A 26,404-nucleotide genomic window follows, 5' to 3' on the forward strand; every position below is an offset into this window, starting at 1 on the left:
TGAACATATCCCTGTCAAGTAGACAGTGTGAAAAATACCCACCTTCTTCAGCTGCTTGTTAGGATAGTGGAATGAGGAAACGTTGTCAAGGAAAGCACTTGACAACGTCTCCTTCATTCCACTTCATCGTTGGCAAGCTGAAGAAGGAGACATTCTCAGCCGTTCGTCTGCTAGGCTGCTTGGACAATTCGGTATTCCACTGGGCTGAGGTAGTCTAGTTTTTTCTGGCACCGTTCATAATTATAAAAATACATGTACTGATCGATCGCCTCGATCATTTCCTCTTCCGTTTCAAAGGTGGGAAGGTCCACCATTTCCGATTTCAAATGCCCGAAAAAATTTTCCATGCAGGCATTGTCTAAACAGTTTCCTCTTCTGGACATACTAGGAATGATATGATGAGCCTTCAGCAGTTGATGGTACTGGCGGGATGTGTACTGGGAGCCTTGATCGCTATGGAGAAGGACTCCTCGCGCATCCCGTTTTTTGATGGCATCCTTGACCGTTTCGATCACCAATTTTAAGTCATTCGAACGACTGATGCGATACGCAATGATTTCATTGTTGTACAAATCTTTAATAGCAGACAGATACAAATAGGTTCCTTGAAATGGCACATAGGTAATATCCGTCACCCATTTTTGGTTGGCTGCAGTGGCCGCAAAATCACGGTTTAACACGTTCGACGCTACGATATTCTCCTTTCCCGCTTTATACTTCGGCTTTTTTCGACGGATTTTGGCCTGAACCCCCAACTCTTTCATCAGTCGGTACACTCGCTTATGATTCACGGTCTTCCCATAATTTCGTTTGATCCATGCCTTCACGCGGTAGTATCCATAGATCCCATTGACCTTTTGATGGCATTCGAGGATCATTTGTTTGATTTGTTCATTTTCCTTTTGCTTCTCTGTGACGATTCCCTGCCGGTTCACCCATCGATAGTATCCACTTCTTGACACACCGGCCAGTTGGCATAGCCAGGCAATCGGATAGGTGTTGGATAACTCCTGAATGATCGAGAACCGCTCTTTCGGTTTCACCTCCTTGCCAGCTCTCGTAACTTTTTTAAATAATCATTCTCTGCTTTCAGTCTTCGATTCTCTTCCTCTAAACTGCACTCTTTTTTTCGAGGCCTTCCCTTGAATGGAGACTTGGATGTCCCGCGCCGTTCTTCGAGCCCTTTTAGACCATGTTCATGGTAACGTTTTACCCAAAGTCTGATCGTTTTCGTGCAGGGAATCCCTAACTCTTGGCATATCCGCTTATATCCCCATCCTTCTTCGATGTACATCTGGACAGCCCTCCATTTAAACTCCACGGAATAAGTGGTCTTCCCTTTCGGTGTTTGCTTGGTCTCGAACATAAACAAATCCCTCCAGTGTTTTTAATGACAGTATGGGCATTTTCCCAACTGTCTACACTAGAGGGATAATATCACATACCAAGAGGGCTTTTTTTGATCAAGTCCCCGGAAAAGCTCCTAACGGGAATGCTCCTTTGTATGGAAAAAGTCGCTGATGATGAATACACCGCTCAGCAACATGGAAAAGCTGACGATGGCGAAAATCAACATCGTAATTTTCCAGCGAATCGGCAGCCGGTTCATGGCGGAACTCCTTTTTGGCAGTCGTGATGGCTGTTGGACATGCCATATGAATCGGGAAAGGAATAAATCAACGTTTTTTTCATTATACCAAATCTTCTTGAATGGAAAGAAACGAAAGGTGTAAAATGGCGGTGGGGAACAAATATTCTGCCCGCCAGCATAGAAGATGGTGCATACGTAAGGCGTGGCGATTGCTGCTTTCAAACCGAATCGGTGGGCTCCAGCCGCTTTTTTGCTTCAATGATTCGAGTCGGCGGGGAGCATTCCGTTGGAGTGCAATTTTAGCAATAGGATGGAAGAATGGTGTGAACAATGGGGAAAAAGTGGAGAGCATGGACAATCCTTTTGTTTGTTGGCCTCGGTCTGATCGGCTGGGCAGCTAGCCGTCAACTGGGACGTGAACCACTTGTTTATGACGACGAGCAAAAAGGATTGGAAAAGCAAATCATTATTTATTTCAGCCATGTCGTAGCAGAGAATACGCCAAAAGGGCTGGCGGCGCAAAAGTTTGCCGAGCTTGTCGAGCAAAAAACAAACGGCCGCGTCAAAGTCGAAGTGTTCCCGAACGGCTCGCTTTATTCGGATGGGGAAGAGCTTGATGCGCTGTTGCGCGGCGACGTGCAAATGATCGCGCCATCATTTTCAAAGGTGACAGAGCTCGTCCCCGAATGGCAAGTGCTCGATTTGCCGTTTTTGTTCCGCGATGAGGACGACGTGCGCCGCGTGTTTACTGGAAAAGTGGGCGCCGAGCTGCTTCGGATGCTGGAGGCAAAAGGAATGAAAGGACTGGCGTTTTGGAGCAATGGATTTAAGCAAATGATGAGCACAACCCGTCCGCTCATCGCCCCTGACGATTTTCGCGGCTTGCGTTTTCGCATTATGCCGAGCGAAGTGATTGAAAAGCAGTTTCGTTTGCTTGGCGGTGAACCGGTTGCTGTTTCATTTGACCGCGTTTATCAGGAGCTTGAACAGCATAAGTTTGATGGGCAGGAAAATACGATTTCTAATATTTATTCGAAAGGGTTTTACAAATTTCAACCGTATATTACGATCAGCAATCACGGATATCTCGGGTACGCAGTCATGATGAATCAGTCATTTTGGGACCATTTGCCGAAAGACATCCAGCAAAAAATGACTGAAGCGATGGCTGAAGCGACGCGTTGGAATTTAGAGCAGTCGAAAGAGCAAAACGAACGGGAGCTCAAGCAGCTCGAGCGGCGTGAAGATGTCTTCCTTTACCGGCTGTCGGAAGAGGAGAAACGGAAATGGGAGCAGAAGTTTGCCCCGCTGTACGACGAGTTTACGAGGCAGTTTGGTTCCGGGCTTTTGAATGAAATGAGAGGATCGTAATAGGCTTCCGCGGGCGGAAGCTTTTTTGTTTTTGAACAGCAAAAAAGTGGCTCTTCACCAAAAGTTGTACTTGATTTTTTCTGAACATACCCTATTTACGCTTGTGAAGGAAAACCAACAAATCCGTGATTTTGGCACATCTTTGTGCAGGAAACCGTATTGCTTGTCAAGTAACATGTTGTGGTGAAGAGCCAAAAAAGGTCAAGACCAAAAAGACCAAAACGACCATTATCACCATAATATTTTGATTTCAACGATTTTTCTTTATGATAATGTTGAAAGCGTTGCCAATATATCGAAAGGAGTGGGAGAAATGCGGAGAAAACTGAAAAACTTGACGGTGCAAGTCATCATCGGCATTATTTTAGGGATCATTGTCGGATTTGTATTTCCGGAATTTGGCGCGAAGTTGAAAGTATTGGCAGACGGATTTATTAAGCTGATTAAAATGGTGATCGCCCCGATCATTTTCTTCACCGTCGTCATCGGGATCGGCAATATGGGCGACTTGAAAAAAGTCGGCCGCATCGGCGGCAAGGCGCTCATTTATTTTGAAATTGTCACCACGTTTGCGTTGGCTATCGGGATTGTCGTCGTCAACCTAGTCAAACCAGGGGTCGGGTTTAACACCGATGCCGTAAAAGGCGGCGACATTTCGCAATATACGAAGCAGGCGGAAGAGACGAGCCACGGGTTTGTCGATTTCGTGCTCAGTATTATCCCGGATAACGTCGTCGCAGCGATGGCCAGCGGAGAATTGCTTCCGGTACTCTTCTTCGCCGTCCTGTTTGGCTTGGCGGCAGCAGGGTTAGGGGAGAAAGCCAAACCGGTGCTTTCGTTGTTTGAGCGAATCGCTGAAATTTTCTTTGGCGTCGTCAATATGGTCATGAAAGTTTCGCCGATTGCTGCATTTGGCGCGATGGCGTATACGATCGGCACGTTCGGCCTTGGTTCGCTCGTGTCGCTCGGAAAGTTGATGGGTTCGGTATACATTACGATGGCGTTCTTTATTTTCGTCGTGCTCGGCGGGATTGCGAAGTTTTACGGATTTAACATCTTTAAGTTTCTTGCCTACATCAAAGAGGAATTGTTGCTCGTTCTTGGCACGTCTTCGTCTGAATCAGCGCTGCCGCGGCTGATGGAACGTTTGGAAAAATACGGGTGCTCGAAATCGGTTGTTGGTCTTGTCGTTCCGACAGGGTATTCGTTTAACCTAGACGGCACATCGATTTACTTGTCGATGGCAGCTATTTTCATCGCCCAAGCGTACGGCATTGATTTAACCATTTGGCAAGAGCTGACGTTGCTTGGCGTCTTAATGCTCACTTCGAAAGGGGCAGCAGGGGTTACCGGTTCCGGCTTTATTACGCTGGCTGCAACGTTGGCAGCATTTCCGATGATTCCGGTCGAAGGCATCGCCTTGTTGCTTGGGGTTGACCGCTTCATGTCGGAAGCGCGGGCGATTACGAATATTATCGGCAATGCTGTAGCGACAGTGGTTGTTTCGAAAATGGAAAACGAGTTTCATCCGAACGAAGCTGAAGTGGAGCGCGCCTCGATGAGCGTGGCCAAATAAGAGTCAGGAGCGCTCTGCAAGTCCCATTGACAGCTTTTCCGTTCGCATGTTTCTGACTGCGTCGGGAAAGGCGCCGCACGCTGCAAATCGCCGAATGGATGAAAGAAGGAATGCAATGACAGCGCGAGGGGAACGTTTCCCCTCGTTTTTGCGTTGATTTTCCCCTAAAGAAAGAACAAGAGGGACGTGGGGAAGTGAGAAAGGAGAGCAAGCATATATTTTGATTTTCTTTCCCTCTTTTCCCATAATGAAACTATAATGACGCTTGAGGAGGAGAGGATATGAACGGCCTGCAAGATTGCGCCACTTTGCATAACGGGGTGAAAATGCCTTGGGTCGGCCTTGGCGTTTATAAAGTCAAAGAAGGGGAGGAAGTAAGAAGCGCGGTGCGCACCGCGCTCGAGATCGGCTACCGCCATGTCGATACAGCCGCTTTTTATGAAAACGAAGAAGGTGTCGGTCGAGCGATCCGCGAATCCGGCATTCCACGTGAGCAAGTGTTTGTGACGACGAAAGTGTGGAACACCGACCAAGGGTATGAGACGACGCTGAAGGCGTTTGACAAAAGTTTGAAAAAACTCGGGTTCGATTATGTCGACTTGTATTTGGTCCACTGGCCGGTGAAAGGGAAGTATAAAGAGACGTACAAGGCGCTGGAAAAGTTGTATAAAGATGGCTATGTGCGCGCGATCGGCGTCAGCAATTTCCATATCCACCATTTGCAAGATGTACTGGCGGAGTGTGAAATCAAGCCGATGGTCAACCAAGTCGAGTATCACCCGCGCCTGACGCAAAAAGAGCTGCTTACGTTTTGCCGGGAAAACGGCATCCAGCTTGAAGCATGGTCGCCGCTCATGCGCGGGGAAATTTTAAGCGAACCGACGATCGTTGACATTGGGCGCAAGTACGGGAAAACGCCGGCGCAGGTGGTGTTGCGCTGGGATTTGCAACACGGCGTTGTGACGATCCCGAAGTCGGTGACGCCGGCGCGGATCAAGGAAAACGCTGATATTTTTGATTTCTCGCTGACCGATGAAGAAATGAAACAGATCGACGCGTTGAACTTGAACAAACGGGTCGGTCCTGACCCAGACAATTTCAATTTTTGATGTCCCCATCAGCCAAATAGCGCCTCGATGCAGGCGCTGTTTTTTTTTGAAACCGGAGCGGGCTGTTTGACGTATGAAAAGGTGAGCAAGTACAATAAATAATAGTATACACATTTGATGAACATTGAAAAAACGGAGGGTGCTGCGATGCTATTCCATCCGATGGATATTTTCATTTTTATCGCCTTCCTGATATCGCTTTGGGCGCAATGGAAGGTATCAAGCAATTTCAATGCCTGGTCTGAAGTTCCAGCCTCATCGGGGTTGACGGGGGCGGAAGTGGCGCGCATGATTTTAGACCGTCACGGGTTGCATCATGTGCCGGTGGAGGTCGTGCCGGGGAGATTGTCCGACCATTATGATCCGATTTCCCGCACGGTCCGTTTGTCGGAGCCGGTCTTTTATGGGCGTTCGATCGCTTCCATTTCCGTTGCCGCCCACGAGGTTGGCCATGCCGTTCAACACCAGCAAGGCTACGCTGCGCTCGTCCTTCGCCACCGGATGTTTCCGATTGTGAACTTCGCTTCGGGCGTTGCGCCGTTGTTGTTGCTCGTTGGATTTGTGCTCCATCAATTTTCGCTGATTGGACTCGGCATTTTGTTTTTCTCGCTGGCGGTGGCCTTCCAAATCATTACCTTGCCGGTGGAGTTTAACGCGAGCGCACGGGCGAAGCGGTTTATGCTGGCCGAAGGGTTGATCGCCCCAAATGAAGCGCGCGGCGTGAACAAAGTGCTTGGCGCGGCGGCGCTGACGTACGTCGCGGCAACGTTGATCGCCGTGTTTGAACTGCTGAAATATGTGCTCATTTTCACCCAAGGGAACAATAATGAGGAATCGTAACATATTGGGCCGCCTAAGGCGGCCCAGCGGCATCATCGCCTATCAGCTGCAATGGAAACTTTTGTGTGCAGGAGGTGTAACCTGGGCGCTTCATCCGCGCTCGGAGACGAATTGGATATAGCCAGTTTGCTGTTGGTGGCGTTTCTCATCGCTTGCACCGCCTTTTTCGTCGCTTCGGAATTTGCGATCGTCAAGGTGCGTAGTTCGCGCATCGATCAGCTTGTCAATGAAGGGAATCGACGGGCGGTCGCGGCGAAAAAAGTGATTTCGAATTTGGACGGCTATTTATCGGCGAACCAGCTGGGCATTACGCTCACCTCGCTTGGCCTTGGCTGGCTTGGGGAGCCGACGGTGGCGCGGATGTTGCTGCCGCTGTTTGAACGCCTCCATTTATCGGAATCCGTCTCCCATTTTTTAGCGTTTATCATTTCGTTTTCGCTCATCACCTTTTTGCATGTCGTCGTCGGTGAATTAGCGCCGAAGACGTTTGCCATTCATAAGGCGGAAGCGATTACGCTGTTTACGGCTCAGCCGCTCATCTGGTTTTACAAAATCATGTATCCGTTCATTTGGACGCTCAACAACTCTGCGCGGCTCGTGACGCGCCTGTTTGGCCTCAGGCCGGTGGCGGAGCATGAAATCGCCCACTCTGAGGAGGAGTTGCGCCTCATTTTATCGGAAAGCTACAAAAGCGGGGAGATCAATCAGTCAGAGTACCGCTATGTCAATAACATTTTTCGTTTTGACGACCGCATCGCAAAAGAAATTATGGTGCCGCGCAAAGAAATTGTGGCGCTCGATATTAACAAAAGCGTCAAGGAAAACTTGGACATCATTCGCGAAGAAAAGTATACGCGCTATCCGGTCATTGACGGCGATAAAGACCATGTGCTTGGACTCATCAATGTCAAAGAGGTGTTTACGGACTTTATTGCCAATCCGTCCAACGAAAAGCAGATGAAAGACTATATCCGCCCGATCATTCAAGTGATTGAATCGATCGCCATTCACGATTTGTTGGTCAAAATGCAAAAAGAACGCATCCATATGGCGATTTTGGTCGATGAATACGGCGGCACGTCTGGACTGGTTACAGTCGAGGACATTTTGGAAGAGATCGTTGGCGAAATCCAAGATGAGTTTGATATTGATGAAACGCCGCTGATTCAAAAAATGGACGATCGATTTATCTTGGATGGCAAAGTGTTGATCAGCGAAGTGAATGACTTGCTTGGGCTGGACATTGACGATGATGACGTCGATACGATCGGCGGCTGGATTTTAACGAAGCATTATGATATCAAACCAGGCGAGAGTGTAGAAATCGATGGCTACTTGTTTACGGTGAAGGAAATGGATGGCCATCATGTGAAATCGCTGGAAGTGGCAAAAAAAGAGCCGAGCAAAGAGGAGGAGGCGGCAGGCGCCGAAGAGGAGGAGTTGCGTTTGTAAGGCAGACGGGGGCGTCTGCCTTTTCTCGTTTCGGCCGAGAAATCCCCTCCTCCATCGAAGGACGGCGGAGTAGATCAATTGTAAATGCGCGAAAGGTCGGTGGGAAAATCGCTTGTTGGCGCGAGACAAATGACCTCTTCGTTTGTAAACGGATGGCGGAACGTTAGCTTAGCGGCATGAAGCGCATGGCGATGAAACACTGGTTTGCCGCCATAAAGCACATCGCCGACGAGCGGATGGCCGAGATGGGCCAAATGGACGCGGATTTGGTGCGTCCGTCCGGTCTCGAGAGAAAGCTCGACAAGCGATGTTGACGGGAATGTTTTGATGACGCGATAGTGTGTCACAGCTTTTGCCCCCGTTTTCGAGACGCGCCGGCGCGTTGGATGGTGGCGGTCGCGGCCGATTGGCGCGGAAATGGTTCCTGATTTCGGGGACAAACGACCGTGAACAAGGGCGACGTACGTCCGCTTGATGGCACGGTGGGCGAGCATCCGATCGAGCGTCGCACCGGCGAGCGGGTGTTTGGCAAATAAAATCGCTCCCGACGTGTCGCGGTCAAGTCGGTGAATGTGGCGCACTTTTGTCAAAATCGCCTGCGACTGCAAATAAAACGCGACCGCATTGGCCAGCGTGCCGGTTTGCCCCGGTTCGGACGGATGAATGTCGATGCCGGCTTCTTTGTTCAAGACGAGCAGATGGTCGTCCTCCCATAAAATCGAAAGCTCCCGATATTCGGGAACGATGAACGACGGCTCCGGCTCATATGCGTAAAGCTGAAGCCGGTCGCGTTCGTTGAGCACCGTCTGCCAGGGAACCGCCTGGCCGTTTAGTTTGACGCCGTGTTCCATCCGCCAGCGGTGGGCGAGCTTTTTCGAGGCGGCCCATACGTCTTTTAGGAGCTGTTCAATTGTCAAACCGCTCCACCAGCTAGGGATGGTGCATTCCAGCCAATCGCCTTTTCTTGTCCACAAAGGTTGTCACACTCCCAATTGCTTGTTAGCTGTGGAAACACTTTCTACCTCTATCCTTGCGCGAGATATGGTACACTCATAGTATCGTCTCAGTGATGGAGAACGCAAGCATTGCGGCGAGAAAAGGTGGTATGGACGTTGAAAATGATGTATGCGGCGACTCCGGAACAAGAGCATTACATGCAGTATTTGCTCAACTACTTTTATACCGATGTGTTTCCGCATTACTTCGATGATGAACAAATCCGTCAATTTGAGGAATGGGGCATTCTTTCGCTGGACCACGAACATGTTACATATAATGGGACAATGAAAGAGGCTTTCCAAATCATTTCGGCGTTGCAATCGCTCATTACCGTCATCGAACATATCGGAGAGCATGGGGATTTGGAACAGTATGAATGGCTGTTTGTTCGCAATCAAAAGATTTTGGCCCGCCATGGCATTGCCTTTCCTTTTCATGCTAAGCAGTTCACTTGCAGGCGGCTTTGGCCGTGCAGCGTGTATGCGCCTGCGGTGAGCCAATGGGTGATGTAAAACAAGGAGCTAAGCTATGCTTAGCTCCTTGTTTACTTTTCACTGTGCAATGAGGAAAACCAGTTTCGGAACGTTTGTTCGTCGTGATACCCTTCGATGCGTTTGATTTCTTTGCCATTTTCGTAATGGACGATCGTCGGGGTGGCTTCAATATGGTACGCATCCCACCCGTCTTCGAATTCAAGCAAGTTGAACAGCTTTAAATCGGTGCCGAGCTCCTTTGCGAGCGGCACGACGATCGGCGTTGTCCGCTGGCAGTGAGGGCATGTCGGGCTGTAAAAGTAAACGGTCAGCGTCTTGCCGTCAGCCAGCTGCTGTTTCAACTCCGCGGGCAAAATAATGTTGCGGTAGTTCGGGTCGTCAAGTTGTGCGATGGTGGCCGGATGCAGCTCGTTTTTATGGTAAGGGTTTCCTTTGGCTGCTTCGTTTTGTTCATACGAGGTAACAAAAGCGATGGCGGCAAATAGCGCGATGATGATGCCGCCAAATGCGAGCAGTTTTTTCAACGTTCGCTCCCCTTTCTTTGCTGGCGCATGACGGTCCAACTTAACAAAATAATGATCATAAAGGCAGTGAACGCCAAAAATGGAATGGTGATAAATCCAAGCCAGTTTATATATTGCCCTGTGCACGGAATGCGGCCGCAGCTGATGGCGTATTCTTGAAACAGTGGAATTTTTTGCAGTCCATAATGATACAGGGAAATGCCCCCGCCAATCAATGACAGTGTGAAGCTGTAACGAGCTGCCGCAGCGTCTTTGCGCACGATGGCGATTCCTAAAATGATGACTTGCGGATACATAAAAATGCGTTGAAACCAGCACAGGTCGCACGGAATGTACCCAAGCACCTCGGAAAAATAAAGGCTTCCGAGGGTGGCGATGAGCGCGGTCGCCCATGCGGCCAAAAGCAAGTGTTCCGCGCGTTTTTCTTGCTCCATTCTTCTCCCCTTCTTCCGTTGCAGACACCGTTGCCCGATCTTACACTGTTCAGCTCCATTATAAGGGATGGAAAACGGCACGTCCATTCATAACCGGCAAAGGGAAGGAAAGAAAACAACATTTTCTATCTATATCGCTCGACAAACGAGCCATACTAATCGGTGAAAGGGGAGGATCACATTGACGAACAACAGCGGAAACAAAGTGCAGGACATTATGACGAAAAACGTCGCAACGATTTCGCCGAACCAAACGGTGCAAGAAGCAGCGCAAATCATGAGCCAAAAAAATATTGGCGCGCTTCCGGTTGTGGAAAACGGGCAAGTCAAAGGGATGATTACTGACCGCGATATTACGTTGCGTGTTTCGTCCCAAGGAAAAGACCCGTCGACCGTCAAAGTAGCGGAGGTCATGACGAACCAAGTCGTCACCGGTACGCCGAATATGAGCGTACAGGAAGCCGCGAATGTCATGGCCCAACATCAAGTTCGCCGTTTGCCGATCGTGGAAAACAACCAGCTTCAAGGCATTGTTGCGCTAGGCGATATTGCGACGAACAGCGCATCAAACGAAGCGGCTGAACAAGCGTTGACAAACATTTCTGAGCCTTCGCAGCCGCAAGCGTAAAGGAAGAAAAAGGATGCCTTATTTTTCTGGGCATCCTTTTTCTTTTCGCAGGTATATTGTATGATGGGAGCGAATACATAAACAGGGAAAATGAAAATCAAGGGGGAACAGCGATGGAGTGGAGACAAAAATACGAACAATGGCTGCGTGAGCCGCAACTGGAGCCGGAATTGAAGCGGTTGTTGGAACAACGCCGCGATGATGAACGATGGCTGGAGGATTGCTTTTATAAAAATCTCGAATTCGGCACCGGCGGCATGCGCGGCGAGATTGGCCCGGGGACGAACCGAATGAACATTTATACGGTGCGAAAAGCGTCGGAAGGATTGGCGCGATACATACAATCGTTTGGCGATGAGGCGAAGCAGCGCGGGGTCGTCATTGCCTATGACTCCCGGCATAAGTCGCCGGAATTTGCGATGGAGGCGGCGAAAACGTTGGCTACCAACGGCATTCAAACATACGTGTTTGATGAATTGCGCCCAACGCCGGAACTGTCGTTTGCTGTTCGCTATTTGCGGGCGTTTGCCGGCATTGTCATCACCGCTAGCCATAATCCGCCCGAATATAACGGCTATAAAGTGTATGGAGAGGACGGGGGACAGCTGCCGCCTGCTGTCGCCGACCAAGTGATCCGCTATGTCAATGAAGTCGAAAACGAGCTCGCCATTCATGTGGAAGATGAGGAAACGTTAAGAGAAAAAGGCCTTATTCGCATCATCGGAAGCGACGTCGATGATGCTTATATCCATGCTGTCAAAACGATTTCAATCCATCCGGAGCTCGCTCGGGAAACGGCGATCAACATCGTGTTTACGCCGCTTCACGGCACGTCGAACAAACCGGTGCGCCGCGCGCTCGCTGAACTCGGCTACCAAAACGTCTTTGTCGTCAAAGAGCAGGAGCTGCCGGATCCGAATTTCTCGACGGTCGCCTCGCCCAATCCGGAAGAACACGCGGCCTTCGCCATGGCGATGGAGTTGGGCAAGCAAGTGAACGCCGATCTGCTGATCGCCACCGATCCGGACGCCGACCGGCTCGGCGTGGCGGTTAAAAATGACAAGGGAGACTATGTCGTGCTGACCGGCAATCAAACCGGCGGCTTGTTGCTCCACTATTTGCTGTCGCAACGAAAAGCTCAAGGCACTCTGCCGGAAAATGGTGTTGTCTTAAAAACGATCGTGACGTCTGAATTTGGTCGGGCGATCGCCCAATCGTTTGGTCTTGAGACGGTCGATACGTTGACCGGTTTCAAATTCATCGGCGAAAAAATGAAGGAATACGAACAAACAGGGCAATATGCGTTCCAGTTCGGATATGAGGAAAGCTATGGGTATCTGATCGGCGATTTTGTCCGCGACAAAGATGCCGTGCAGGCGGCTGTCCTCGCGGCGGAAGTGTGCGCGTTTTATAAAAAGCAAGGGCTATCGTTGTATGAGGCGCTCTTGCAATTGTTTGACCAGTACGGCTATTATCGCGAGGGGCAACGATCGCTCACGCTGAAAGGCAAAGAAGGAGCAGAGGCGATTGCCGCGATTTTAGCGTCGTTCCGCCAACAGCCGCCGGTGGAGGCCGCGGGGAAAAAGGTGACGGTGATTGAGGATTACAAAACGAAAGAGCGGACGAACACGTTGACCGGCGAAAAAACGGCCATTGATTTGCCGACATCCAATGTGCTCAAGTATATCTTGGAGGATGGCTCGTGGTTTTGTCTGCGTCCATCAGGGACGGAGCCGAAAATGAAGGCGTACTTCGGCGTCAAAGGGACGTCGCTGGAGGACAGCGAAGAAAGACTAGCCCGCTTAACAGAAGCCGTCATGCAGCGCGTAAAGGATGTGCTCAGCACCGTTTCTCCTTCTTATGCGCAATGATCAGCACAATCTGCGGGGAATTGGCATCGGCCAATTCCCCGTTCGTTTTACGAGTAAAACTGTGCGTACTGCTCGACTCCCATTTTTTGTTCGCTCACTTCAAGCGCATGGTCAATATAGCGAAGCAAGGCGTGCAACCGCTCCTGGATGACGGAGTAGTCATGTTCAAAATTATAAGCGTGGAGAAACTTTTCAATTTTTTTTGACAGAATATCATCAGGCGTACGCACCATTAAAATGAGCAAATTGTCCCATTCGGAGCGATGCGTGTAATAGAGCGCCTTATCATAGTCGACGGTGTTCAAGCGGCATGCCTCCTTTATCAAGAAGGAGTCATTGTTAGTGTATGACGGTGGGGCGTTTTGTTGCCCTGTAAATGTTGCGACAGAAGGCAAAATATAAATTATAACCGAAATGAAAACGAAAAAGGAAAAATAAATGTTGCAATTTTGTGACAAGGGTAGTATCCTCAAAATAAGGGGATGATGAGAATGAACAAACGGCACGAAGGGCAAGAAATGATCAACATGTGCAAATGGATGGCGTCAGTGGGATTGATTGTCGGAGTCGTACTGTTTTTGCTTAGTTTTATCGCAAACGCTTACAACAAAGACTATTTCTTGACGATCATCAGTCTCGGCATTATCGGGGCCTCGATGTTTATGTTCGGATTCGGCCTGTTTATGGGATTGCTGACAGAAACGTACCATCGCGGCCCGCGCGAGAACGTATAGCGCGCATAGAGAATGAAAAACACCGGAGATTACCCCGGTGTTTTTCGCTTTTGCTGGATGTACCAATAGAAGATGGCGAAACCAAGAGCGACCAAAAAGACTGGAAATAAGAATGGACGGTAGGCATGGATGTACTGCTTGACGGCCATCCAGCGGCTTTCAAAATAGGCGCCGATCGTCAAAAAGACAGCGACCCACACCATCGCCCCGCTGTAGGCGAACAAGGCAAACTTTCTCCAACGGTAGGCGTTCATGCCGGCCCAAAAGGCGGCGAGATGCCGAACGCCGGGGATGAAATAGCAAATGAACAATACCGCTGGGCCGAGCTTCGAAAAAAGCGCTTTCGTTTGCTCGAGCCGTTTTTCTGTAAGATGGAGCTTGGGACCGAATTTATGCAAAAACGGCAGCCCGAGCGTAATCCCGAGCATATAGCTGAGCGAGATGCCAATGATGGCTCCAAGCCAGCAGGAAAGAAAAGCGAGCGGATACGAAAACGCCCCCGTTGAAACGCGGTAACCGGCATATGTCAACAGCAGCTCGTCGGGGATCGGCAGCCCAACAATGCCGAGCATCAGCGCAACCATAATGCCGATGTAGCCGAAGTGTTCGATAAGATAATGCAAATAGTGCTGCAAATGACCACCACGCTTTGCCGCGATTTCTTGTATATGACCATTATAAGCCAACGGTCCACAAATGAAAATGGGGCGCTGCGCGTTCATGCCAAACGATGGAACGTATCAAAACGCCGTTTCCCTCATACATTGTGATAAGAGGAAAAAGGGGGGAGATGGATGCGGCAGGACGAGCTGAAAGAGTTGGAACGGGCGATTGCGGAAATTACGGAAATCGCAGAAGGATTTGGGCTTGATTTTTACCCGATGCGCTATGAGATTTGCCCGGCGGACATTCTTTATACGTTTGGTGCCTATGGGATGCCGACGCGATTTTCCCACTGGAGCTTTGGGAAACAGTTTTACAAAATGAAGCTTCATTATGATTTAGGGTTAAGCAAAATTTACGAGCTCGTCATCAATTCGGACCCTTGCTACGCGTTTTTGCTCGATACGAATACGCTCATCCAAAATAAGCTGATCGTCGCCCATGTGTTGGCCCACAGCGACTTTTTCAAAAACAACGTACGCTTCAGCAACACGAAGCGCGATATGGTGGAAAGCATGGCGGCGACAGCGGAGCGGATCAAGCATTATGAACATCAATACGGAAAATTGGAAGTGGAAAAATTTTTGGATGCCGTCTTGGCCATTCAGGAGCATATCGATCCCTCGCTCCTGCGGCCAAAGCTGTCATGGACGTGGGAAGATACGGAAGTGTACGAAGAGGAGGAGCCTCCGAAAACATCGACGCCGTACGACGATTTATGGTCGCTTGACGAGCGAGACAAACTGAAAACGCCGCCGCGAAAAAAACGGCGCAAGTTTCCGCCGCAACCGGAAAAAGATGTGCTATTGTTCATTGAAGAATACAGCCGCGAACTGGAGGATTGGCAACGCGACATTTTAACGATGATGCGCGAGGAAATGCTTTATTTTTGGCCGCAGCTGGAGACGAAAATCATGAACGAAGGATGGGCTTCGTTTTGCAAAGGAGCTTTAAATATGTAAATGTGGAATCACTTGTATACGAAAGTGATTTTTTTATTTGTTTGATGTTGCAATTTTTAATTATTGCTCATTTGATTAATGGTTTGCTGTATGGTTCGATAATGTTTAGTGATCATGCTAAAATAACATTTGTAATACATTTTGTCCTGGTGAACCATAAATTTCTTTGACAAATGGAAAATTGTATAATTTGTTGAATGTTAAAAGGATTGTTTCTTTTCGTTGTCAAATAATTGTAGTAAATATTAGAAATTTAAAGGAGATATATGGCGGAATGGACGCGAAGGATTTGTTGCGTATTATAGAAGATGGAGAAAATGCCGAATTGGAATGTAAAGCAGCCAAAGGCGGTCTACCGAAAGATGTTTGGGAAACGTATTCTGCTTTTGCAAATACAAATGGCGGTATTATTTTGCTTGGGGTTGAGCAAAAAGGACAAGAGTTTTTCCCAGTCGATGTTGATGCAAAAAAGTTAGTCAAAGACTTTTGGGATGGAATTAATAATCCCCAAAGGATTAGTAAAAATATCTTAGTGGATCGAAATGTAGAAATTATTGAAGTTGATGGGAAAGAAATCGTGAAAATTTATGTTCCAAGAGCTTCACGTGAGGACAAGCCAATTTATATTGGTCATAATCCTTTTACAGGTACATATCGCCGCAATTATGAAGGAGACTATAAATGTACAAAAGAAGAAGTACAGCGAATGATAGCGGATCAATCTCCAATTCCTCAAGACAGCAAAGTTCTTCCCAATTACGGTTTAAATGATTTGAATATGGAATCGGTGAGAAGTTATCGAAATCGCTTTTCTTCTTTGAAACCAGATCATCCTTGGAATGGTTTAGAACTGAAGGACTTTTTATATAAAATTGGAGCTTTGGGAAGGCTACGCGAAACCAACGAGGAAGGGCTAACATTAGCCGGGTTGCTCATGTTTGGGGAAGAGCGCAGCATTACAGAGTATTTACCGCAGTATTTCTTAGAATATCGGGAAAAGAGTTCGGATGTGCCGGGGGAGAGATGGACAGATCGGATTATTTCTTCCGACGGCACTTGGTCGGGGAATTTGTATGATTTTTATTTTAAAGTGATCCGCAGACTAACGGATGATTTAAACATTCCTTTTCAAATGGAGGGGCTTTTTCGCAAGGATGATACAAGGGTGCACGCTGCTCTTCGTGAGGCTTTAGTCAATACGTTGGCTCATGCCGATTACTACGGGCGACGCGGAATTGTTATCGAAAAGGAAAAGATGTTATTTCGATTTTCCAACCCGGGTGTTCTTCGGATTCCTTTGCAACAAGCACTGAAAGGTGGAATAAGTGATCCGAGAAATCCAACGATTTTTAAAATGTTTATGTTAATCGGACTTGGTGAACGGGCAGGGTCGGGGATTGAGAATATTCATTTGGCGTGGAAAGAACAACATTGGACTGCCCCAGAATTAATTGAAGAATTTCAGCCGGATCGCACGATTCTTACGTTGCGAACAACTTCATTATTACCGCAGGAAAGCGTCGATTTTCTAAAAGCAGTTCTTGGGAAACATTATAAGTTTTTAACCAATGATGAAGTATTAATTTTAGTGACGGCACATCAAGAAAATTATGTGACCAATACGAGATTGCAAAGCCTGACAGATAAAAAGAGTGATGAAATAAGCAAATTATTATCCGGACTGGTGGAAAAAGGATATTTAGAACCAAATGGACAAGGAAGAGGTACAAAATATACGCTAACGGAAATGTTTCATCAAAAGTCTATAGGGAACTCCAGATATAATCGGATAAGCTCCGGACCTAATGTTAATAACTCCGGACCTAACGCTGCTAACTCCGGACCTAACGAAAACGAACAAACAAAAGATCATGAAAAAGTGCTATTGGATATTTCTGAATTAGCAAGGAAGAAAAAGAGATTAAATCCTTCCGAAATGGATGAGATCATTTTAAATCTTTGTGCAATTAAGCCGTTAACGCTCAAAGAATTAAGTCAATTACTGAATAGGCAGATGGATCCTCTTCGCAAAAAGTACATTTCACGATTGCTTAAGGAAGGGAAATTAGAACCGCTATATCCAGAGCAAATAAACCATCCGAAACAAGCATATATGACACGATCTCTTTTTATAAACCAGCATTAGGATATTGGATTCCTAATGCTGGTTTATTGTTATTAGACAAATTTCCCTTCTCATATAGTTTTACAAAATATGATGGGGAGGGGTACGAATGAAGCTTGATGGGATTTGGATGGAATCCATTGAATTAGATAAAATTGTCCCCATATACGTTGAAAATGTTTCAAAAAGAGCAGTAGAGAAAATGGTCAAAATATTAGAGGGAGGGGATCAGTTAAGCAGCCATGTTATTGTTGAAAAGGATCGAACGGAAGATAAATATTGGTTAGTTGCGGGGTACCCAGAATACTTAGCATATAAAAAAATGAATGAAATGCATAAAAGGTGCCCAAAAATATTTTGCGTTATTCAGCGATATTCGAATGAAACGGAACAACGAATTAAGTTGCTAAGGAGGATGTTCCATCATCAAACAACAAAGTGGTTAGACAAACATATGTTGATTGATCAAATGGTTAATAGCGGAGTAAAGGTTGTCACGATAGCCCGAAAGCTGGGAGTTACTCAAGCTGAGATTGAAAATTATTTTGTCCATCCGGATATTCCTTTTGACATAATCAAAAAAGCCCGGGAAAATGAAGGAAGTTTGATAAACATAGAAAAAATTCGCAAATTGCCAATCCATTCAATGCTTAAACACAAGTTATATCAGCAAGCAGTATTACCAAAAAGTCACCCTGACCGATTGGTGATGTATAAAAGTTTGTGTAAAACATTTTGCTAGAACAAAAGAAAAAAGGTAGGGTATTCTCTGATTGGACCAAAAATCTTAGAGAAAGGAGAACCCTACCTATGTCTAAAAGAAGTATACCGAATGTCGACTGGGCAAATCAACTGGAAAGTGTTATTCGTCAATTTGTGAAAGAAAAATTAGAGCTGATTATGCGGGAAGAAATCAAACATTTCCTCGAAATCGAACAGGCTCGAACACCGAATAGGAGAAACGGCTGCTATCTCCGTTGTGTTCGGAAAAAAGATCAATTCGAAATGGCGGAGGACCTGAAACTCATTTATCGTTCTCCGAATAAAGAAATCGCATTGGAGATGTTTCAACAGTTTCAATCCAAATGGTCTCACAAATACCCAAGGGAAGTCCAATCGTGGGCAAATGAGTTGGATGTCCTTCTCACCTTTATGGACTATCCGAGCAGTATTCGAAGTGTGATTTATACAACCAATGCCATTGAACGAACGATCAAAGAGATTCGGAAACGTCTAAAGCCGATGAACAGTTTGAGCAGTTTAGAAGCCGCGGAAAAAGTCGTGTATTTGACCATCCAAGATTTTAATGAGAAATGGGCAGGGCGAAAGTTAAGAGGATTTGCCGAAGCACAGGAAGCCCTCGAGCGAATGTTTGAAGAACGTTACAATTAACCAAATAATGTAAATATCAAACCAATACGATAAGGGGATTCTCCCTTTCTGCGCAATAGACTGAATATTCAGTCCCTCGTGTGGAGGAAACTAGTCCCCTATCCATTCCAAATCCATTTCAGAGATACCCTATCTATCTTGCATTACACAAAATTCTTGACGGTACCTATTATAACTGATCATATTATAGTTGACTAATATAATATGTTGATTTAGCTTTATAAATTGACAATATTTTGAACAATTTATTATTACGCTGAATATGTCCACCCCTTATGATATATTAGTCATGTCTAATGTTATAAGAGGTGACAAGGATGAAATATAAGGGAATGATTGTTTTACTTCTGCTCACTTTGATCATTTCGGCTTGCAGTTCCAATAAAGAACAATCACATCAAGAGCATTCTTCCAATGGGGATTTGCAAGAAAAAACTGCTTCTGCTGACGTTTTACCGACCTTTTTGAAAGGTCAAAGTGAAGAGGTCCGCTTGGTATATCAAGCTGCTGGCAAATCAATAGAGTTGTTACAATGGATTCCTTGTTATTGCGGTTGTGCCGAGAGTGCGGGACATAAAAGTAGTATGAATTGCTTTGTCAAAAAAATCAATAAAGATGGTTCTGTTGTCTGGGATGACCACGGTACTCGTTGTGGTGTTTGCTTACAAATCGCAGCGGAATCCATTAAAATGAAACAAGAAGGTAAGTCTATAAAGGAAATTCGCCATTACATTGATGAAAAGTACAAAGAAGGTTACGCAAAACCAACTAAAACTCCAATGCCTTTATAATAAACAAACCTCACTTTTCCGAAAACGAAGGCTTTACAATCCTCCCACGGTGGAGGATTTTTTGTTTTCTTAAGGCATATTTTATAAGTTTGGCAGATATAAAAGTAAAGACAACTTAGTACAAGGGGGATGATGGATGAACTCACTTTGGCTTTTAGGGTTTTCTGCTTCTGCTATTGGAATGTTATCTGGCGGAGTGATTGCTTGGTTGTTTAAAGGCTGGCAAAAAGGAACGCCAACCATTTTTTCAGTATGTAGTGGTATGATATTTGGACTGGTCACGATGGAAATTTTGCCTGAAAGCATAGAAATTGGAGGTTGGTTTATTGCTATTGTCGGATTGATTTTTGGTTATTTTATTTATAAGCATCTAGAAAAGGTTTCCCATCATGTGATCATTATTACCAATGACGCTAAAAAAGACTTATTTGTACATTCTGGTCTATTTTTAACATTCAGTATTGCCCTACACAATTTTCCAACAGGCATCGCACTTGGAGCCAATACTCACGATTCATTGACTAAACCAATGATGACTGCGATTATGCTTCACAATATTCCAGAAGGTATTGCTGTTTTTACTCCCTTGCTGATGGCTGGGTTTGGAATTCTCAGCATCATACTTGGGGCAACCATAGCCTCCGCCCCCATAGGAGTTGGAGCATTCATCGGAAGCAATTACGGAATGGGGGTTCCTTGGTTAGTAGCAATGATTATCGCATTGGCGATGGGGGTAATGCTTTCCGTGACGGGAAAAGAAATTTTTGGAACAGCTTTACGCGCATCTACCAAAATATACTGTGTTATCATGGCTATAATCGGTTTTATATTGGTTTCATTTTACTTGTTTTTTCCGTGAAAATCCCCACCACTTGGTGAGTGCGGTATACGCTCCTGATCCGTGAGGGTATACTGAAAATGGCCAAAAAAGGCAATAGGAAAGCAGAGGTGCCCGATTTTAGGCATCTCGTATAACCTGTCTGCCTTTTGGCTAGACTAAATAAGTTGTGGTTGGCGGAACGGCTCTTTGCGGGAGATCATGCAAAAGATGATCACCAACATCCGCCGAGCAATGGCGATGAGGGCTTTTTTCTTCCCGCACCGGGCCGCCAACGACCAAAACTTTCGGGACAAGGGATGCGTCTTGGATCGAGCTGCTGACCATGCCGCCTCGCATAACGCCGATCGGAGATGGGGATTGCCTTTTGTCGTGCGCGTGCTCTTTCGCTTTCCGGCGCTTTCATGGTTGCCGGGGGACAATCCAGTCCATGAAGCCGCCCGTTCCGGCGTTTCAAAGACGCTCATGTCGGTTCCCATCTCGGCTATGATGACGGCGGCGGTTTGTTTTTTCACTCCGGGCATGGTCATCAGCAGGTTCACTTCCTCGCGATACGGCTCGAGCAGGCGGTCGATGTGCTGGTCGACTTCTTCGATGAGCCGCTCCAATTCCTCAACGTGTTTCCACAAGAGGCGAAGGAGACGGAGCTCGTGTTCGGTCAAGGTGCCGAGCAGCGAATCGTACACCGCCTGCTTTTTTTCTTTTTTGAGCCTTCCGCGCAGGCATTGATCCAACTCGTCCTTGTCCACGTATCCCTTCTCAAGCAGCCGGGCGAGGATGTCTTTTCCGGAAACGCCGAAGAGATCGGAGAGGACCGAGCCGAGTTTGACATTGGAAGACTCGAGCACTTTTTGAATCCGGTTTTTCTCCGAAGTCAGCTGTCCGACCCACTTTTTGCGGAGGCGGGTAAAATCCCGCAATTCGCGAATATCCGCTGGGGGGACGAAACTTTTTTCAACGAGTCCATGGCGGAGCAGCTTGGCGATCCACTCGGCGTCAGAGACATCGGTTTTTCTTCCCGGGACATTTTTGATCCGCTGCGGATTGGCCAGTGTCAAGTCGACATAGCCCTCGAGGAAGGCGAAGACCGGTTTCCAATACACGCCGGTGGATTCCATGGCGACATGGGTAACGCCATGTTCTTCGAGCCACTCAAGCAGGTCGCCAAGTCCCTTCGAGAACGTGGAGAAGGTTTGAATGTCCTTTTGAATGTGTCCATCTTCTTCCCATAGCGCGCAGGCGACGATGGTTTCGGCATGAACATCCAATCCTGCGCAGCGAGGATAGATGACATCCATGATGAAAATCCTCCTTTTCGATGATCGAGTGCGCAAACAGCGAATCCACGGGAGAAATGCGGCAGTTTTCCGTTCGTCGTCACCTTTCCTCCGCATCGGGAAAGGGCGGACAATGGGTGGTGCACCCAGTGGATTCAAACACTTTTCCGTACAGGGTCTAAGCCACCATTAAGCATAACGTCCTGTTGAACTGTTTGCGCCTATTCTTCATTATGGGAAGAAAAGGGGGATTTTCATCCCTGGGTGGAGGGCAAACCATTGCTCATGGAACTTTTCTGTAAAAAACTTGAGGATAACGTCATACGGGAACTTGAAGAAGAATTTACAAAAGATGTGCTGATATTCGAAAGGACAGCTCACTGCTGTCCTTTTTATACCCTTAAATCGCCATGTTGCAAGTCCGATTTTTCCACCTGAACGGTTGTCATCATCCTCCTTCCATTCATTATGAGCTAAATAACCCATTTTCATGAAAAAACATTTCCTAAACTTGACAAAAAAATGAATATAAAATATGATACATACATATGAACATATGCTCATATATAATAAATAAAGTGAGGGGAATCATCATGAAGATGGAAGACCATTCTTTCTTAAAATCTGAAACCATTGAAAATGTATCGCGAATATTTAAGGTATTAGCCGATCCAACACGAATCAAAATTCTTTATTTGTTATCGCAAGAAGAGTGCAATGTCAATCACATTGCAGAAGTGTTGGAAATGTCTCAATCAGCCGTTTCCCATCAACTTAGTATGTTACGAAATCTGAGACTGGTTAAGTATCGCCGTGAAGGAAAAACACTGTTTTACTCCTGCGATGACGAACATGTTATTTCATTATTAAAACAAGCCATTGACCATTCTGAACATCATTAAGGAGGTATTTTATCATGCATCATCATCACCACCATCATTCTCACGACCACCATGGTCATCACCATCACCACGGACATCACCATGATCACAGTAGAGAAGGAAATAAAAAAGGGCTTACAATTGCCCTTCTCATTACCGCTGGAATTATGTTGTTAGAGTTTTTCGGAGGTTTAATCACAAACAGCCTAGCCCTTCTTTCTGACTCTGGTCATATGCTTAGTGATGCTAGTTCACTTGTTCTTAGCTTAGTGGCAATTTGGTTTGCCACCAAACCAGCTTCCCCCAATAAAACGTATGGCTTTTATCGTTTTGAAATCTTAGCCGCTTTGTTTAATGGAGTTACCTTGTTTGTTATCGCTGGATTTATTATTTGGGAAGCAATTGAACGTTTTTACAATCCTCCAACCGTGGCTAGCGGCTCTATGATGCTGATTGCGTCCATTGGACTTTTTGCCAATCTTTTAAGTGCCTGGGCGTTAATGAAAAAAGGGGATGTAAAAAATAATGTCAATCTGCGTAGTGCCTATCTTCATGTGATCGGTGACGCTTTGGGTTCCGTAGGTGCTATCATCGCTGGGCTTGTCATGTGGCTCTTTAGTTGGTATGTCGCTGACCCCATTATTTCCATTTTGGTTGCCTTATTAATCTTGAAAGGCGCTTGGGGAGTGATTAAACATACGGTTCACATTTTGATGGAAGGAACGCCAATTACCATTGACCAAAATGAAGTGAAAAAAGCCTTAGAAAGTATTGAAGGAGTGATTAACGTTCACGACCTTCATATTTGGACAATTACTTCAGGGTTAGACTCATTAAGTTGCCATATTTTGATTGAAGATCATCAAGACAGCCAAAAGGTTTTACAAGAAGCGATCCATTTTATTGAGGACCACTTTAAAATTCAGCATGCAACCATTCAAATTGAAACCTCTCAAATCCATCACGGGGAAATGAAAGTTTAATCCTTTTCAGAAGAGAGGTGATAAAATGCAACACATCGTTGATGTTCTGGTTATCGGTGCTAGTCAGGCAGGACTAGCGATGGGATATTATCTGAAACAAAATAATATATTGTTTGCCATTGTTGGCAAGGAAAATCGAATCGGAGATGTTTGGAGAAACCGATATGATTCCTTAGTTCTTTTTACTCCTCGCTGGTTCAGTTCTTTGCCAGGAATGGCTTTAAAGGGTGACCCGAACGGATATCCAACCAAGGATGAAATTGCCGATTATTTAGAGGATTATGCTCAAAAATTTGAATTACCTATTCATCTGAACACAGAAGTCATTTCCCTTCAAAAAGAAGATGAGATTTTTAAAGTTACAACCAATAATGGTAATTATGTGGCAGAGAAAGTGGTTGTAGCAACGGGTCCTTTCCAAAAGCCATACATTCCACCATTTGCAGAAAGCTTATCCGATAAAGTGTATCAAGTGCATACATCCCGTTATTTGAATCCATCTCAATTACAAGAAGGCTCTGTTTTGGTAGTCGGTGCGGGAAATTCAGGGGCACAAATTGCTGTTGAATTGTCCGAAGACAGAGAAGTTTATTTATCTGTAGGTCATAAAATGAAGTTCTTTCCACTTGAAATAATGGGTAAAAGTATTTTCTGGTGGTTTAAAAAATTAGGTTTATTAAATGTCCATATCAACAGCTCGTTAGGTCAGTTTATCAGTAAGCAAAGTGACCCTATTTTCGGTAAAGAACTGAAACATTTAATACAAGAAGGCAAAATTAAAATTAAACCCAGAACAGAAAGTATTTTAGGAGATGTTATTTCTTTTGCAGATAACAGTCAAATTCAAGTTCAAAATGTCATTTGGGCAACTGGATTTTATTCTGATTACAGTTGGATTCAAATTCCGAATGTTTTAGACCATAGAGGAAAGCCCATTCACCAAAGAGGGGTAACTTCTGTGAAAGGATTGTACTTCTTGGGATTGCCGTGGCAGTATCGAAGGGGATCTGCTCTTATTGGAGGAGTGGGTGCCGATGCAGAGTATTTGATAAATGATATTTTAAACCATTGAAGGTGCTTGCAATGTTGTGGTTAGAACTTTTTATAGCCCTTCTAAGCTTAGCGTAAGTGGGAGAGTATTCATTCAAACATAAGCTTCAAATATCATTAAATGGTTTGAACAAGGTCAGTACCTTGTTCAATATTTTAGCGATCTTAAACTAACAAACGATAAAAGTTTCCATTGACTAAAAAAGTTTCTGATGTACAATTTATTTAGGCAACATTTTCTTTGCTCTTACATATATCTAATTCTAAGTTGTAGGAGCAAATTTTTTTACCCCAAAAGTTTCCTTAATGCAAAATATTTAGCGAAAACCAATCATGAGGTGATCATCATGAGTGAAAATATAAAAAAACTGCCGTTAGTCGTTGAGGAAGGTTGGAGAAAGAAACGGACACAACCAACATTGCCCGAAGTATATAGAAGTTTGCGTATACCAAAAACGGGTTCTTGGATGAAAAAGTTTCTTGCGTTTGCTGGACCAGGATACTTAGTTGCCGTGGGGTATATGGACCCGGGAAACTGGGCGACTGATATCGCAGGAGGTTCCCAGTTCGGATACACGTTGCTTTCCGTTATTTTGCTTTCCAATTTAATGGCAATATTGCTTCAAGCATTGGCTGGCAAGTTGGGAATTGTAACGGGAAGGGATTTAGCCAAGCTTGTCGCGACCATTACAGCAAGCCTGTAGCAATGATCTTATGGGTTTTATGCGAGTTGGCAATCGCAGCTTGTGATCTAGCCGAAGTGATCGGTTCGGCAATCGCTTTGAAATTGTTGTTTGGCATTCCGTTAATATATGGAGTGATTATTACAGCTCTGGATGTACTGGTCGTATTGCTATTACAGAATAAAGGGTTTCGTTATATTGAAACGTTGGTAATTGTTTTAATTCTAACCATTGGTGCTTGCTTTGTGACTGAAATCTTTCTTTCTAAGCCAGATGTAGGTGGCATATTGAAGGGATTTGTTCCAAGCCCAGAGATTATTAACAATCCATCCATGCTCTATATTGCAATCGGTATTTTAGGTGCAACCGTAATGCCTCATAATCTTTATCTGCATTCTTCCATTGTGCAGACACGTCAATACGAACAAACCAGCTCGGGTAAACGACAAGCGATCAAATATGCCACTTGGGATTCAACCATTGCACTCTTTTTCGCTTTATTTATTAATGCATCTATCCTGAAACACCAATTGTCATGGGAGTCTATCCTTATTGTTTCTATCCTTATTGTTTCTGCTGCTACATTCCATAAAGCAGGAATGAAAGATGTTGCGGAGATTGAAGATGCTTATCACTTGCTTGCTCCACTGCTTGGAACAACACTTGGAAGTATTTTATTTGGAGTTGCTTTGTTGGCTTCTGGTCAAAACTCCACATTAACAGGAACCTTAGCTGGTCAAATTGTGATGGAAGGTTTTCTAAACATTCGCCTTCCTGCTTGGTTAAGAAGGCTGATCACTCGATTGATTGCCATTGTCCCAGCCGTTGTTGTAACTGCTCTTTATGGCGAAAGCGGAACGGCTCAATTACTTATTTTGAGCCAAGTTATTCTTTCTTTACAGCTCTCTTTCGCGGTAGTGCCTCTCGTTCAATTCACTAGCGATAAAAAGAAAATGGGCGAGTTCGCAAATCCATTATGGTTGAAAGTTCTTGCTTGGATGGTAGCGATGGTGATTATCAGCTTAAACGCATATTTATTGTTCCAAACATTCTTTGGTTAAGAAATAGTAAACCTCATTATCTTTTTGCGGATAATGAGGTTTATTGTTTTTAGCTAATAGAATTTTTTGATGTAG

At 45.6% G+C, this 26,404-nt stretch carries 26 protein-coding genes and 3 pseudogenes; 19 read left to right on the forward strand and 10 right to left on the reverse strand.

The features are described 5' to 3' along the window. Window positions 1–170 precede the first annotated feature (170 nt). The 3 genes and pseudogenes from DI44_RS13410 to DI44_RS19610 all read right to left on the reverse strand — a co-directional run. Window positions 171–1,061 (reverse strand): annotated as a pseudogene (locus tag DI44_RS13410) (IS3 family transposase); the annotation flags it as partial. Further along, the gene (locus DI44_RS13405; RefSeq protein WP_011229672.1) at window positions 1,040–1,366 is read right to left on the reverse strand and encodes a transposase; all 327 of its coding nucleotides are present in this window, start codon (window positions 1,364–1,366) and stop codon (window positions 1,040–1,042) included. The gene DI44_RS13405 and the pseudogene DI44_RS13410, both read right to left, overlap by 22 nt. A gap of 117 nt (window positions 1,367–1,483) precedes the next feature. Next, window positions 1,484–1,609 carry a hypothetical protein gene (locus DI44_RS19610; RefSeq protein ID WP_277813377.1) on the reverse strand — a complete coding sequence of 42 codons (126 nt, stop codon included), beginning with the start codon at window positions 1,607–1,609 and terminating at the stop codon, window positions 1,484–1,486. Window positions 1,610–1,921: 312 nt separating this feature from the next. Between DI44_RS19610 and DI44_RS13400 the strand changes: the two genes are divergently transcribed. The 5 genes from DI44_RS13400 (at window position 1,922) to DI44_RS13380 (ending at window position 7,939) form a co-directional block, all read left to right on the forward strand. Further along, window positions 1,922–2,962, forward strand: coding sequence for a TRAP transporter substrate-binding protein (locus DI44_RS13400; protein WP_033024756.1), 1,041 nt, complete (start codon window positions 1,922–1,924; stop codon window positions 2,960–2,962). A 313-nt stretch (window positions 2,963–3,275) separates the two neighbouring features. After that, on the forward strand, window positions 3,276–4,538 hold the full coding sequence (locus tag DI44_RS13395; RefSeq protein ID WP_033024757.1) for a dicarboxylate/amino acid:cation symporter: 1,263 nt from the start codon (window positions 3,276–3,278) through the stop codon (window positions 4,536–4,538). A gap of 281 nt (window positions 4,539–4,819) precedes the next feature. Further along, window positions 4,820–5,647: an aldo/keto reductase gene (locus DI44_RS13390; RefSeq protein ID WP_033024758.1), complete on the forward strand. Its 828-nt coding sequence runs from the start codon at window positions 4,820–4,822 to the stop codon at window positions 5,645–5,647. A 147-nt stretch (window positions 5,648–5,794) separates the two neighbouring features. Next, window positions 5,795–6,487: a zinc metallopeptidase gene (locus DI44_RS13385; RefSeq protein WP_011230067.1), complete on the forward strand. Its 693-nt coding sequence runs from the start codon at window positions 5,795–5,797 to the stop codon at window positions 6,485–6,487. Window positions 6,488–6,598: 111 nt separating this feature from the next. Further along, the gene (locus DI44_RS13380; protein ID WP_033024759.1) at window positions 6,599–7,939 is read left to right on the forward strand and encodes a hemolysin family protein; all 1,341 of its coding nucleotides are present in this window, start codon (window positions 6,599–6,601) and stop codon (window positions 7,937–7,939) included. 74 nt (window positions 7,940–8,013) lie between these two features. On the opposite strand, the gene DI44_RS13375 is transcribed toward DI44_RS13380, so the two are convergent. Next, on the reverse strand, window positions 8,014–8,913 hold the full coding sequence (locus tag DI44_RS13375; protein WP_033024760.1) for an RluA family pseudouridine synthase: 900 nt from the start codon (window positions 8,911–8,913) through the stop codon (window positions 8,014–8,016). Between the two features lie 138 nt (window positions 8,914–9,051). Between DI44_RS13375 and DI44_RS13370 the strand changes: the two genes are divergently transcribed. Beyond that, window positions 9,052–9,450, forward strand: a complete 399-nt coding sequence (locus DI44_RS13370) for a YhcU family protein (RefSeq protein ID WP_033024768.1) — start codon at window positions 9,052–9,054, stop codon at window positions 9,448–9,450. 32 nt (window positions 9,451–9,482) lie between these two features. Here the strand turns inward: DI44_RS13370 and DI44_RS13365 are convergent, their stop codons facing one another. Beyond that, window positions 9,483–9,956 (reverse strand): thioredoxin family protein, encoded by a 474-nt coding sequence (locus DI44_RS13365; protein ID WP_033024761.1) that lies wholly within the window; start codon window positions 9,954–9,956, stop codon window positions 9,483–9,485. Beyond that, window positions 9,953–10,390, reverse strand: coding sequence for a disulfide oxidoreductase (locus DI44_RS13360; RefSeq protein ID WP_033024762.1), 438 nt, complete (start codon window positions 10,388–10,390; stop codon window positions 9,953–9,955). The genes DI44_RS13365 and DI44_RS13360 overlap by 4 nt, the downstream gene beginning before the upstream one ends. A 181-nt stretch (window positions 10,391–10,571) precedes the next feature. Between DI44_RS13360 and DI44_RS13355 the strand changes: the two genes are divergently transcribed. Next, entirely contained in the window at window positions 10,572–11,018 is a 447-nt protein-coding gene (locus DI44_RS13355) for a CBS domain-containing protein (RefSeq protein ID WP_033024763.1), read from the forward strand. A gap of 113 nt (window positions 11,019–11,131) precedes the next feature. Continuing rightward, entirely contained in the window at window positions 11,132–12,889 is a 1,758-nt protein-coding gene (locus DI44_RS13350) for a phospho-sugar mutase (RefSeq protein WP_033024764.1), read from the forward strand. A gap of 47 nt (window positions 12,890–12,936) precedes the next feature. Here DI44_RS13350 and DI44_RS13345 read toward each other — a convergent pair whose 3' ends face one another. Then, window positions 12,937–13,194: a YhdB family protein gene (locus tag DI44_RS13345; protein ID WP_013146280.1), complete on the reverse strand. Its 258-nt coding sequence runs from the start codon at window positions 13,192–13,194 to the stop codon at window positions 12,937–12,939. Between the two features lie 180 nt (window positions 13,195–13,374). On the opposite strand from DI44_RS13345, the gene DI44_RS13340 reads away from it, so the two are divergent. Then, window positions 13,375–13,623 carry a hypothetical protein gene (locus DI44_RS13340; RefSeq protein ID WP_033024770.1) on the forward strand — a complete coding sequence of 83 codons (249 nt, stop codon included), beginning with the start codon at window positions 13,375–13,377 and terminating at the stop codon, window positions 13,621–13,623. Between the two features lie 29 nt (window positions 13,624–13,652). Here DI44_RS13340 and DI44_RS13335 read toward each other — a convergent pair whose 3' ends face one another. Then, window positions 13,653–14,258 (reverse strand): DedA family protein, encoded by a 606-nt coding sequence (locus DI44_RS13335; RefSeq protein ID WP_011230077.1) that lies wholly within the window; start codon window positions 14,256–14,258, stop codon window positions 13,653–13,655. Window positions 14,259–14,417: 159 nt separating this feature from the next. On the opposite strand from DI44_RS13335, the pseudogene DI44_RS0116925 reads away from it, so the two are divergent. The 6 genes and pseudogenes from DI44_RS0116925 to DI44_RS13310 form a co-directional block, all read left to right on the forward strand. Further along, a pseudogene (locus tag DI44_RS0116925) lies at window positions 14,418–15,224 on the forward strand (SpoVR family protein); the annotation flags it as partial. Window positions 15,225–15,522: 298 nt separating this feature from the next. Continuing rightward, window positions 15,523–17,394, forward strand: coding sequence for an RNA-binding domain-containing protein (locus DI44_RS13330; protein WP_033024765.1), 1,872 nt, complete (start codon window positions 15,523–15,525; stop codon window positions 17,392–17,394). Between the two features lie 88 nt (window positions 17,395–17,482). Beyond that, window positions 17,483–18,115, forward strand: a complete 633-nt coding sequence (locus tag DI44_RS19360) for a hypothetical protein (RefSeq protein ID WP_021322734.1) — start codon at window positions 17,483–17,485, stop codon at window positions 18,113–18,115. Between the two features lie 68 nt (window positions 18,116–18,183). Continuing rightward, entirely contained in the window at window positions 18,184–18,765 is a 582-nt protein-coding gene (locus tag DI44_RS13320; RefSeq protein WP_011230080.1) for a transposase, read from the forward strand. A gap of 317 nt (window positions 18,766–19,082) precedes the next feature. Then, on the forward strand, window positions 19,083–19,556 hold the full coding sequence (locus DI44_RS13315; RefSeq protein WP_011230081.1) for a PCYCGC domain-containing protein: 474 nt from the start codon (window positions 19,083–19,085) through the stop codon (window positions 19,554–19,556). Between the two features lie 136 nt (window positions 19,557–19,692). Further along, on the forward strand, window positions 19,693–20,415 hold the full coding sequence (locus DI44_RS13310) for a ZIP family metal transporter (RefSeq protein ID WP_011230082.1): 723 nt from the start codon (window positions 19,693–19,695) through the stop codon (window positions 20,413–20,415). A 137-nt stretch (window positions 20,416–20,552) separates the two neighbouring features. On the opposite strand, the gene DI44_RS13305 is transcribed toward DI44_RS13310, so the two are convergent. Next, a complete protein-coding gene (locus tag DI44_RS13305; RefSeq protein ID WP_011230083.1) occupies window positions 20,553–21,692 on the reverse strand; it encodes an IS110-like element ISGka2 family transposase in 1,140 nt (379 codons plus the stop codon). A 210-nt stretch (window positions 21,693–21,902) separates the two neighbouring features. Then, on the reverse strand, window positions 21,903–22,163 hold the full coding sequence (locus DI44_RS13300) for a hypothetical protein (protein WP_033024766.1): 261 nt from the start codon (window positions 22,161–22,163) through the stop codon (window positions 21,903–21,905). A 101-nt stretch (window positions 22,164–22,264) separates the two neighbouring features. Here DI44_RS13300 and DI44_RS13295 point away from each other — a divergent pair, with 101 nt between their 5' ends. From DI44_RS13295 to DI44_RS0116930, 4 genes and pseudogenes are all read left to right on the forward strand, one after another. Further along, complete coding sequence (locus DI44_RS13295; protein WP_011230084.1) at window positions 22,265–22,573, forward strand: metalloregulator ArsR/SmtB family transcription factor; 309 nt, start codon at window positions 22,265–22,267, stop codon at window positions 22,571–22,573. A gap of 14 nt (window positions 22,574–22,587) precedes the next feature. Beyond that, complete coding sequence (locus DI44_RS13290) at window positions 22,588–23,535, forward strand: cation diffusion facilitator family transporter (RefSeq protein ID WP_011230085.1); 948 nt, start codon at window positions 22,588–22,590, stop codon at window positions 23,533–23,535. A gap of 25 nt (window positions 23,536–23,560) precedes the next feature. Beyond that, window positions 23,561–24,607 (forward strand): NAD(P)/FAD-dependent oxidoreductase, encoded by a 1,047-nt coding sequence (locus tag DI44_RS13285; RefSeq protein WP_011230086.1) that lies wholly within the window; start codon window positions 23,561–23,563, stop codon window positions 24,605–24,607. A gap of 325 nt (window positions 24,608–24,932) precedes the next feature. Then, window positions 24,933–26,329 (forward strand): annotated as a pseudogene (locus DI44_RS0116930) (Nramp family divalent metal transporter). Window positions 26,330–26,404: the final 75 nt, after the last annotated feature.

Origin of the sequence: Geobacillus sp. CAMR5420 (assembly GCF_000691465.1) — a bacterium.
In the GTDB taxonomy this organism is placed as follows: Bacteria; Bacillota; Bacilli; order Bacillales; family Anoxybacillaceae; genus Geobacillus; species Geobacillus thermoleovorans.